Source organism: Streptomyces sp. NPDC050433, from assembly GCF_044458565.1.
Lineage (GTDB): Bacteria > Actinomycetota > Actinomycetes > Streptomycetales > Streptomycetaceae > Streptomyces.
The window spans coordinates 79,456-90,233 of the sequence record NZ_JBITIB010000036.1 but is presented as its reverse complement, the minus strand read 5'-3'; the positions used below and the strand labels follow the sequence as shown (position 1 = coordinate 90,233).

Annotated in this window: 8 protein-coding genes and 3 tRNA genes; 4 read left to right on the top strand and 7 right to left on the bottom strand. The window is 71.8% G+C overall.

Annotation, left to right across the window (positions count from 1 at the left end; all coding sequences use genetic code 11):
* The first annotated feature begins 180 nt into the window (after positions 1-180).
* The 4 genes from purD to ACIBLA_RS32895 all read left to right on the top strand — a co-directional run bounded on the left by purD (position 181) and on the right by ACIBLA_RS32895 (position 6,310).
* Complete coding sequence (gene purD / locus ACIBLA_RS32910) at positions 181-1,437, top strand: phosphoribosylamine--glycine ligase (protein WP_363239894.1); 1,257 nt, start codon at positions 181-183, stop codon at positions 1,435-1,437.
* A gap of 263 nt (positions 1,438-1,700) precedes the next feature.
* Positions 1,701-3,398: a hypothetical protein gene (locus tag ACIBLA_RS32905; RefSeq protein WP_363239893.1), complete on the top strand. Its 1,698-nt coding sequence runs from the start codon at positions 1,701-1,703 to the stop codon at positions 3,396-3,398.
* A 384-nt stretch (positions 3,399-3,782) separates the two neighbouring features.
* Positions 3,783-5,240, top strand: a complete 1,458-nt coding sequence (locus tag ACIBLA_RS32900; protein WP_363239892.1) for a N,N-dimethylformamidase beta subunit family domain-containing protein — start codon at positions 3,783-3,785, stop codon at positions 5,238-5,240.
* Positions 5,241-5,410: 170 nt separating this feature from the next.
* On the top strand, positions 5,411-6,310 hold the full coding sequence (locus ACIBLA_RS32895; protein ID WP_363239891.1) for a phosphoribosylaminoimidazolesuccinocarboxamide synthase: 900 nt from the start codon (positions 5,411-5,413) through the stop codon (positions 6,308-6,310).
* A gap of 58 nt (positions 6,311-6,368) precedes the next feature.
* On the opposite strand, the gene ACIBLA_RS32890 is transcribed toward ACIBLA_RS32895, so the two are convergent.
* The 7 genes from ACIBLA_RS32890 to ACIBLA_RS32860 all read right to left on the bottom strand — a co-directional run bounded on the left by ACIBLA_RS32890 (position 6,369) and on the right by ACIBLA_RS32860 (position 10,719).
* A tRNA-Gly gene (locus ACIBLA_RS32890) sits at positions 6,369-6,441 on the bottom strand.
* A 21-nt stretch (positions 6,442-6,462) separates the two neighbouring features.
* On the bottom strand, positions 6,463-7,104 hold the full coding sequence (locus ACIBLA_RS32885) for a response regulator (RefSeq protein WP_399200750.1): 642 nt from the start codon (positions 7,102-7,104) through the stop codon (positions 6,463-6,465).
* A 5-nt stretch (positions 7,105-7,109) separates the two neighbouring features.
* Positions 7,110-8,495, bottom strand: a complete 1,386-nt coding sequence (locus tag ACIBLA_RS32880) for a sensor histidine kinase (RefSeq protein ID WP_399200746.1) — start codon at positions 8,493-8,495, stop codon at positions 7,110-7,112.
* A gap of 71 nt (positions 8,496-8,566) precedes the next feature.
* Complete coding sequence (locus tag ACIBLA_RS32875) at positions 8,567-9,379, bottom strand: ABC transporter permease (protein ID WP_363239889.1); 813 nt, start codon at positions 9,377-9,379, stop codon at positions 8,567-8,569.
* Positions 9,376-10,371, bottom strand: a complete 996-nt coding sequence (locus ACIBLA_RS32870) for an ABC transporter ATP-binding protein (RefSeq protein WP_363239888.1) — start codon at positions 10,369-10,371, stop codon at positions 9,376-9,378. The genes ACIBLA_RS32875 and ACIBLA_RS32870 overlap by 4 nt, the downstream gene beginning before the upstream one ends.
* A 160-nt stretch (positions 10,372-10,531) precedes the next feature.
* A tRNA-Gly gene (locus ACIBLA_RS32865) sits at positions 10,532-10,607 on the bottom strand.
* Positions 10,608-10,647: 40 nt separating this feature from the next.
* A tRNA-Gly gene (locus ACIBLA_RS32860) sits at positions 10,648-10,719 on the bottom strand.
* Positions 10,720-10,778: the final 59 nt, after the last annotated feature.

The following is a 10,778-nucleotide window of genomic DNA, read 5'->3' as shown; positions in this document are numbered from 1 at the left end:
CAGCCATCTGGCACAACCGCCGCACCAGAACACCGATCACCCGGTCACTGACCGCCTACGACCACTGACCAGCACATCGGACTTACTCATCTAGGTCCTGTCCGCCGGACAGGACCTAGCGGGGTCCCGTCCCGCGGACGCCGGACCGGCCGACCCCCCCGTCCCCGCTAGGCTGCCCCCGTGAAGGTCCTTGTCATCGGCGGCGGTGCCCGCGAACACGCCCTGTGCCGCTCTCTGTCCCTCGATCCCGACGTCACCGCTCTGCACTGCGCGCCCGGCAACGCCGGTATCGCCGAAGTCGCCGAGCTGCACCCGGTCGACGCCATGGACGGTGCGGCTGTCGCCCGGCTCGCCACCCAGCTGGAGGCCCGGCTCGTCGTCGTCGGGCCCGAGGCGCCGCTCGTCGCCGGGGTCGCCGACGCCGTACGGGACGCGGGCATCGCCTGCTTCGGCCCGTCGGCCGAGGCCGCTCAGCTGGAGGGGTCCAAGGCCTTCGCCAAGGCGGTGATGGCCGCCGCGAGCGTCCCCACCGGGCGTAGCTACGTCTGCACCACCCCCGAGGAGATCGACAAGGCCCTCGACGCCTTCGGCGCCCCCTTCGTCGTCAAGGACGACGGTCTCGCCGCCGGCAAGGGCGTCGTCGTGACCGACGACATCGCCGCCGCCCGCGAGCACGCGCTCGCCTGCGGTCGCGTCGTCATCGAGGAGTTCCTGGACGGACCCGAGGTCTCCCTCTTCGCCATCACCGACGGCCGTACGGTGCTCCCGCTGCGCCCCGCCCAGGACTTCAAGCGGGCGCTCGACGGCGACGAGGGCCCCAACACCGGTGGCATGGGCGCGTACTCCCCGCTCCCGTGGGCCGACCCCAAGCTGGTCGACGAGGTCATGGAGACGGTCCTCCAGCCCACCGTCGACGAGCTGCGCCGCCGTGGCACGCCGTTCTCCGGGCTGCTGTACGCGGGGCTGGCGATCACCAGTGGCGGTGTGCGGGTCATCGAGTTCAACGCCCGTTTCGGCGACCCCGAGACCCAGGTGGTCCTGGCCCGGCTGAGGACCCCGCTCGCCGGTGTCCTGCTGGCCGCCGCCGAGGGCCGGCTCGCCGACCAGCCGTCGCTGGTGTGGCGCGACGACGCGGCCGTCACGGTCGTCGTGGCCTCGCACAACTACCCCGGTACGCCGCGTACCGGCGACCCGATCGAGGGTCTGGCCGACGTCGTCGCCGAGGATGCGCCCGACGCGTACGTCCTGCACGCCGGGACCCGGCTGGCCGACGACGGCAGCACGGTCCTCAGCGCCGGCGGCCGTGTGCTGTCCGTCACGGCGACCGGCAAGGATCTCGCGCAGGCACGGGAGCGGGCGTACGCGGCCGTGGACCGGATCCGGCTCGACGGTTCGCAGCACCGTACGGACATCGCCCGCAAGGCCGCCGAAGCCTGAACCAGGGGGCCGGCCCCCCTGGCCCCCGACCCCGCCCCCGACCCTGCTTCGGAAGCCCACCCCAAACGTCAGCACCTTTGACCAAAGCCATTCCATCGAGTGACGGTTAGCCCATCCGAATGACCCCCGCCGAGGCCCCAACTATGGTGCGGCGCAAGCGTTCGGGCACTTGGCCCACCGGCATTGCGATGTCAGTGGCGGGTGCCACAGTGGGGGAGTGAGCAAAACCGCCGCAGTGCTGGCAGAGGGGGTGAGATCCGGACGTGTCCGCTTCCGGGGTCGGTGAGGAGATCGGCGCACAGGGCGCCAGGTCACGGGCTCTCGCTGTGCTGCGCGTGCGCGGCAGAGCGGCGGCCGTCGCCCTGCTGCCCGCGGCGATGGCCGTCGTGCTGCTCGTGGGCGGTGCCACGGGCCGTCTCAGCGGCTGGAGTTGGGACATCGCGCGCTGGGTGGTGACGGGTGTCGCCGTGGTCGTGCTGGTGTGCGCGGCGGCCGTCGCCGCTGTCGTCGCCAGGGCCAGACCCGCCCTGAGCCCCACCGTGGAGATCGCCGAGCGGTCCGCCCCCGATCTGTATCGCCTGGTGCGGGATCTGGCCGACCGGCTGGGTGTGCCCGCGCCCTCCGCCATAGCTCTGACGCCGGACTGCGACAGCTGGCTGGAGGACCGTACGCACCCCGCGCACGCCCGCGTCGGCCCGCTCGCGGCCGACCGCCGCTCCACAGTCGCCCCCGTCTCCGCTCCCGTCCTTGTGATCGGCTCCCCCTTCCTGTGGTGGATGCGCGTCGCCGAGCTACGCGCCGTGCTGGCCCCGGTCGTGGCCGGTACGGGACCGGCGTCGCAGCCCGACATAGCCGCCGCCCGCCGCTTCGTGCGGGGCCTGGACGCCGCGGTGGCCCTCGCCGGCCGCCGGGACCTGGGGCTGATACGCCGGGTCGCACTGGGCTTCGTCAGCCGGGTCGCCCGCCTGATGCTGCGTGCCTGCGGCGAGCACGCCGCCCTGATGGAGCGCGGTGTCGCATCTGCCGCGTCCGAGCGCGCACAGGGTGTGGACTACGGCCTGCGGATCGTCGCCCAGGAGCAGGTCGGCCTCGCCTACGCGGGCTGGGACCGGCTGCTGACCCGTGTCGCCCTGCCCGCCTGGCGGATGGGCCGCTGGCCGTCCCGGCTCGACGTCGGAGTCGTATCGGCGCTGACCGAGCTGTCGCGGCGCGACCGGCTGGCCGACGGCTTCACCTCCCGCCTCGGCGAGCGCCCCGCCTGCGACCTGCTCGAAGAGCCCGGCGCGATCGACGAGGCCGCGTCCCTGCTGGCCGCGCGCCTCTTCCACGGCGGCCCGGCCACACCCGGCCCGGACTGGTCCCCGGTCGACTGGCAGCAGTATCCGGAAGAGGTCGTCGACCGTAAGTGGCGTACGGAAGCGGCCAGGCTGCACCGCGTCCTGGACGGCATGGGCATACGGCGCTCCGCGCGGCCGGGCGACCCCACCACCGACGCCGTCCCCGGACCCACGCTGGACCGGGTCATGGACCATCTCGCCGGACAGGGTGAGGAGGCGGGCGACGCCCTGGCCGCGGGGATCAGCGCCGAGGTCGCGCGCGAGGAGGCCGAGGCCGTACCGCCCGCGCCGGCTGCCGCTCGGGCCGCGGACACCGCGGGTGACGGCGTGGCCCTGCGCGGGACGGACCCGCTGCCGCTGTTCCCGCTGGTGCCGCCGCGTACGGGCCGCGAACTGCTCGCCGACCATGTCACCGCGATGGTCTGCTGCGCCGCCGTGGACACGGCGGGCGCGGCACCGGGCCTCGACTGGCTCGACGGCCCGGCGCTCCTGATGGACGGAAAGCGCCGCACGGACCTGGCGGGGGGAGTGCTGAGCCTGGTGGAGGACGGCGACGGGGAGCCGCTGCGGATGTGGCTGGCGTCCACGGGGGTACGGTCGGAGAAGCCGGTCCGGCTGGTGTGAGGTCGGTTCTGGTGTGAGGTCGGTCACCACCGATCCGGCGAGGGGTGTGAGCGAGCGCCGGCGAACGGATCGATGACCACCCCCGTCCAGGCCGCGACAGGACCCGCCACGACCCGCCGGGACCTGCCACAGCCCCGCCGCCCACCCCGCCCAACCTCTCATCCGGAGCCGGGTGTTCCGGCAGGTTACGTCTGCTTCTGGCTGCTTCCGGCTGCTTCCCTTCAATTCCTCACGCTTCCTTTCGCGACGAACGGTGACGGAGTGCGTGCGTTATGTGATGTGCTGGAGGCCGACGCTGACACGGTCTGCCCCAACAGCGGTCCGCCCACCGGCAGTCGATCAACCACCAACACCTGCACGGGGTTTCCAGGGAGGGGCGCGCCAATGTGCGCCGATCACATCCGACGGTGGGAGTCGGGCGCGCTCGCCCACGCCGTCTCCGATCCCTTCGGCCAGGGACCGGTGCCCTGGCTGCGCGGCAGCGAGAACTACTTCGACGACACGGGCCATCTCGTCCCCTGGTACGCGGACCCGACGCTCGGCCGCGACCGCGGCGGCCCCCACACCGCCGACGACGTCCACTGCCAGATCAAGGGCTTCGCGTCCGTCGGCGCCGCCGAGCCCGGCGAGTCGATCGACTTCCACATCACCGTCGATCCGCCCCAGCCGTTCTCCGTGGACATCTACCGGATCGGGCACTACGGCGGCGAGGGCGCCCGCAAGATCACCACCAGCCCCCGTCTCTCCGGCATCGTGCAGCCCGCCCCGCTCGCCGCCGAGCGCACCGTCTCCTGCCACCACTGGTGGCTCTCCTGGCGCCTGCAGATCCCGTCGTACTGGTCACTCGGCGCGTACGTGGCCGTGCTCACCACCACCGACGGCTACCGCTCCCACATCCCCTTCACGGTCCGCGACAGCCACCCCGCCGACCTGCTGCTCCTGCTCCCCGACATCACCTGGCAGGCCTACAACCTCTACCCGGAGGACGGTCATCTCGGCGCCAGCCTCTACCACGCCTGGGACGGGCAGGGCCGGCTCCTCGGCGAGGAGGACGCGGCGATCACTGTCTCCTTCGACCGCCCGTACGCGGGCGCCGGCCTGCCCATCCACGTCGGCCACGCCTACGACTTCATCCGCTGGGCCGAGCGCTACGGCTACGACATCGCCTACGCGGACGCCCGCGACCTGCACGCCGGCCTGATCGACCCGACCCGCTACCGGGGGCTGGTCTTCCCCGGCCACGACGAGTACTGGTCGCTCCCCATGCGCCGCACCGTCGAGCGGGCCCGCGAGCACGGCACCTCCCTCGTCTTCCTCTCCGCCAACACCATGTACTGGCAGGTCGAGCTTGGCCCGTCCCCCTCCGGTGTCCCCGACCGCCTCCTCACCTGCCGCAAGCGCCACGGCCCCGGCCGCCCGGCCCTCTGGCGGGAGGTCGACAGACCGGAGCAGCAACTGCTCGGCATCCAGTACGCGGGCCGGGTCCCCGAGCCGGCCCCGATGGTCGTACGGAACGCGGAGCACTGGTTCTGGGACGCCACCGGTGCCTCCGAGGGCGACAAGATCCCCGGCCTGGTCGCCGGCGAGGCCGACCGCTACTTCCCGCGTACGGCGCTGCCCGAGCACGACGAGCGGATGCTGCTGGCCCACTCGCCTTACCAGGACGGCGACAACACCCTTCGTCACCAGGAGACTTCGCTCTACCGGGCCCCCTCCGGCGCCCTCGTCTTCGCCTCGGGGACCTTCGCGTGGTCGCCCGCGCTGGACAGACCCGGCCATGTCGACCCGCGCGTCCAGCGCGCGACGGCCAATCTCCTCGACCGCATCTGCAAGCGCGACTAGGCAGCCGTGTCTGACAAAGAGCGCCGTCCGCCCTTGGCGCGCCAGGCGGGATTTGTCAGACACGGCCCAGCGCCCCGGCGGAACGGCCCCCGACCCACCCCACGCGGGTCCGATCCGACACATACGGGAGAATCGGAATCGGAAACTCCCACGGCGAGGAACGAGGAACCGTGTCCGGATTCGTAGAAAAGCCCGAGCCGCTTCAGGTGCCGGGCCTGGTGCATCTGCACACCGGCAAGGTGCGCGACCTGTACCGGAACGAGGCGGGCGATCTCGTGATGGTCGCCAGCGACCGCATCTCCGCCTACGACTGGGTCCTGCCCACCGAAATCCCCGACAAGGGACGGGTGTTGACGCAGCTCTCGCTCTGGTGGTTCGACAAGCTCACCGATCTCGCGCCCAACCACGTCATCTCCGCCGACCTCCCCGACGGCGCCCCCGCCGACTGGGCCGGCCGCACACTCGTCTGCCAGTCCCTGCGGATGGCCCCGGTGGAGTGCGTCGCCCGTGGCTATCTCACCGGCTCCGGCCTCGCCGAGTACGAGCAGAGCCGCACTGTCTGCGGGCTCGCGCTCCCCGAGGGCCTGGTGGACGGCTCCGAGCTGCCGGGGCCGATCTTCACGCCCGCCACGAAGGCCGCGGTCGGCGACCACGACGAGAACGTGTCGTACGAGGAGGTCGCCCGCCAGGTCGGCGCCGAGACCGCCGCGCTGCTGCGCCGTACGACCCTCGACGTCTACGGCCGGGCCCGTGACATCGCCCGCGACCGCGGCATCATCCTCGCCGACACGAAGTTCGAGTTCGGCTTCGACGCCGACGACCGGCTGGTGCTCGCCGACGAGGTGCTGACCCCGGACTCCTCGCGCTTCTGGCCGGCCGCGACCTGGGAGCCGGGCCACGCCCAGCCGTCGTACGACAAGCAGTACGTACGCGACTGGCTGACCTCGTCCGCGTCCGGCTGGGACCGCGCGAGCGAGCAGCCGCCGCCGGAGCTGCCGGACGAGGTCGTGGACGCGACGCGCGCCAAGTATCTGGAGGCGTACGAACTCCTCACCGGCACCCGCTGGTAGCCCCCGGAACACACGCAGGAACCCCCGGCCGGTGATCCGGCCGGGGGTTCCTGTGCTGAGCGGACGACCAGGTTCGAACTGGCGACCTCAACCTTGGCAAGGTTGCGCTCTACCAACTGAGCTACGTCCGCGTGCGCCGTGCGCGCAGCCCACTATACCCAACCTCGCTCGCGGGCGAGACGTACCGCCGTATGCCGGTTCTCCGCCCCCAGTTTGGACGCGGCCGACGACAGGTAATTCCGCACGGTGCCCTGCGACAGCGAGGCCCACGCCGCGATGTCGGCGATCGGCGCCCCGTCGGCGGCCAGCTCCAGCACCTCGGCCTCGCGCGCGGTCAGCGGCGAGTCCCCGGCAGAGATCGCGTCGGCGGCCAACTCCGGGTCCACGTGCCGGTTTCCGGCGTGCACGGTACGGATGATCTCGGCGAGCTGCCGGGCGCTGACGGTCTTCGGTACGAAGCCCCGCACTCCCGCCGCCAGGGCCCGCTTGAGATGGCCCGGCCGGCCGTGGCTGGTGACGATCATCGTGCGGCAGCCGGGCAGTTCGCTGCGGATGGATGTGGCGACCTTCACACCGTCGGCGCCCGGCATCTGGAGATCGAGCACGGCGACGTCCGGGCGGTGCGCCAGCGCCATCGCCAGCGCCTCCGGCCCGGAGCCGGCCTCGGCGACGACCGTCAGATCGTCCTCCAGCGCGAGCAGCGCGGCGAGCGCGCCCCGGATCAGATGCTCGTCGTCGGCGAGGAGGACACGTACCGGCTCCCGCGCGGGATCTCCGGGCCGCCCGGGCCCCACGGCGCTCACGCGCTCACCTCGCCGGACACGCTCCCCTGCGCCACCGCTTCGGGGGACGCGACCTGTACCGGCACCTCGGGCACCCCGACCGCCTCGGCCGCCTCGGCCGCCGCAGGCAGCGGCACCCGCGCCGTAAGCCGGAACCGCTCACCCGCCACCGGGCCCGCGTCGAGCGTGCCGCCCAGCGTGGCCAGCCGCTCCCGCAGTCCGGCGAGCCCGGCCCCCGCCGTCCTGGGCGTACCGCCCGCGCCCGCCCGGACCAGGACGCCCTGTTCGGGCAGCCCGTCGTTCTCCACGACCAGCACCGCCTCGCACCCTTCCCGTACCGTCAGCCGTACCATGCAGACCCGCGCGTCCCCGTGCCGCAGGACATTCGTGGCGGCCTCCCGCATCACCCACCCGAGGGCGGACTGGACGTCGGGAGTCAGCCCGCCGAAACCGGCATCCCCGCTACCGGCCCCCGCCACGTCGGTGTCCACATCCAGCCGGAACCCGATCCCCGCAGCCTTCAACACGCCCCGCGCGCCTTCCAGTTCGGTGTGCAGGTCCACCTCTCGGTACCCCCGTACGACAGCCCGCACCTCCCGCTGCGACTCCTGAGCGATCCGCTGCACCTCGGCCATCTGCTCGGCCGCCTGCTCCGTGCCCCCGCGCCGCGCCAGCTGCACGGCGAGTTCGCTCTTGAGCGCGATCACCGCCAGATTGCGGCCCATCACGTCGTGCATGTCCCGGCCGAAGCGCAGCCGCTCCTCGGCGACGGCGAGTCGGGACTGGAGTTCACGGGCGCTGTCCAGGTCCCACACGGACCTGACCAGCCAGACCGAGAAGCCGCTGGTGAAGGCCAGGGTCAGCCCCCCGATCAGCACCCCGATCAGACAGCCCAGGAAGGCGCCGAACGGCAGCCGGAACACCAGACCGGTCAGACCGGTGAAGACCACGGCGGCCAGCACGGTCAGCAGCATGTTCCGCACCCGGCGGACACCGACGACCAGCGACCCGATGCCGAAGCCCGCGAAGGTGACCAGCAGGGAGGAGATCGACGAGGCGTCGGCCAGGTTCTTCGGATCCGCCGGGTACACACTGATGGCGGCCGCACTTCCGACGGCGCTGAGCACGGCCGTCGCGACCATGAGCCGGACCGGCCGGGCCTGCCTGCCGAGCGCCCAGGACAGGGCGTACGAGCTGTTGGCCGCGCTCACGATCGCGTGCGCGCAGATCAGCAGCAGAAACCAGCCACTGACCGGGGAGTCGGTACGTGCGGAGGCCACCAGCCCGATGACCCCCACCTCGATCACCGCGAAGGAGTGGAAGGACCAGCGGGTGTAGATCTCGACCTTGGCCGGATTGCTCTTCCCGGCCCACGCGCCCGTCTTCCGCCGCGCCCTCGCCATGTGCCGTCCCTCCCGCGCTCTCGCCCGTCTCCGAGCCCGTCCTCACCGCGAATCGCACCCGCGCGCCGTGGTCAGCGCCGCGGCTCCCAGCGGAACCACAGCTTCACAGCAAACACCGCCAGCACGGTCCAGGCCAGGGCATTGAGTCCCGCGACGACCAGATCGCCGCCCTCGGCGCCGCCCAGCCAGCCGGCCCGCACCAGGGTCACGATCCCGGTCATCGGCAGCAGCTCGCAGAGCGAGGCGATCTTGTCGGGCAGCGACTCCAGCGGCACGAACAGGCCCGAACCCAGCGAGGAGATCAGAAGCATCGGCAGGATGCTGACCTGTGCGCTCTCCACGGTACGGGTGAACCCCGCCGACGCCGCGGCCAGCGCCGCCATGAGCCCGATGCCGCCCGCCACACCCAGCACCAGCAGCTCGGGCCGCTGCGGAGCGCTGATGTCCAGGAACACGGCCCCCGCGCCGACCAGCACGACAATCTGCGCGAGCGCCAGCGACGCGGCGGGCAGCGCGGTCCCGGCCAGGATCTCCGGGTCGGACACCTCGCCCGTACGGAGCCGCTTGAGTACCAGTTCCTCACGCCGGGCCGTGTACGCGGAGGTGAGGTTCATGTACACCACCAGGAGCAGCACCATCCCGATGCCGCCCGTCAGCGCGACCTCCGTCATGCTCAGCCCGGTGCCGTCCAGATCGACGTTCTTCAGCGAGGCCTTGGTCGATGCGATCAGCAGGACGGGCATCAGCAGGGCCGTCATGAGCATCGTCTTGTTGCGTACGAGCAGGGTCAGCTCGGCCCGCGCGAGCGCGCCCAGCCGTCCCGACCTGGTCGTCGTTCCGGCCTCGGCGGCCGTCCCCCGGCTCTGTGCGATGGCCGTGCTCATGCCGCGTCCGCCTCTCCCGTGTTGTAGCCCGTGCCGGGGATCCCGGTCTCCGTGCGCTGCGCCGCGATGTCCAGGAACGCCTCTTCGAGCGAGGCCGCGCGGGCGTCGAGCTTGTCCAGATGTACGCCGAACTCCTCGGCCCAGCGCAGCAGTTCGGCGAGATCCCGCTGGAGCTGCTGGGTGCGGATCTCGATCCGCCGGCCGTGCGCCGCGGCCTTCAGCGTGAGGGGCAGCTGCCCCGGCTCCACGCCCGCCGGCAGCCTGAACCGGATCCGGGCCGGCCTGGTCGCCGTCACCTCCGACGGTGTTCCCGACACCACGATCCGTCCTCCGTGCATGATCGCCAGCCGGTCCGCGAGGCCTTCGGCCTCCTCCAGATAGTGCGTGGTCAGCAGGACGGTCGTGCCGCCGTCGCGCAGCCCGCGCACCAGCTCCCAGGTGTCACGCCGCCCCTCGGCGTCCAGGCCGGTCGTCGGCTCGTCGAGGAACAGCACCTCCGGCCGCCCGAGCAGCGCGAGCGCCAGATCCAGGCGCCGCTTCTCGCCGCCGGACAGCTGCTTGACCCGTACACCGGCGCGCTTGTTCATCCCCACCAGCTCCAGCGCCTCTCCGGCGGGCCGCGCCCCGCTCGTGCAGCCCGCCCACATCCGTACGGTCTCCATGACCGTCAGATCGCTCGGAAAGCCGCCTTCCTGGAGCATCACGCCGGTCCGCGGCCGTACCTCCGCCCTCTCCGTGTACGGGTCGCGGCCCAGCACCCGCACCGTGCCTCCGCTGGGGCGGGCAAGGCCCTCCAGCATCTCGACGGTCGAGGTCTTGCCCGCGCCGTTCGTACCGAGCAGGGCGAACAGTTCCCCTTCCCCGACGCTGAACGAGATCTCGTTCACCGCCTGGAACCCTCCGGCATAGGTACGCCGAAGCCGCTCCACCTCGATGACGTTCTCCTCCACATCCGTGGCACTCGCGCTGTGGTGTCCCAGGGTTCGTGTCATGGCTACAAGGCTTCCGCCGGATCAGGTCCGGGAGCAGTGCGCGCTGTCATGACTGCTCATGACAAATGTCATCGCGCCCCTGAACCACCGACGCGGACCACGAACGCCCGGACCATGGATACGACGAAGGCCCCGGTCACCAGGACCGGGGCCTTCAATATGGAGCGGACGACCAGGTTCGAACTGGCGACCTCAACCTTGGCAAGGTTGCGCTCTACCAACTGAGCTACGTCCGCAACGCATCGGCCATCGAGAACAACTTTCGATGTGATGCAGAGCGGGTGACAGGAATCGCACACTGCGCCTCCCCCTTGGAAAGGGGGCGTTCTACTACTGAACTACACCCGCACGCTGCGTGAGGTTCGGCTTTTCGGCCTTGCCCTTCGGCGTGCTCCAGACTCTAGCCG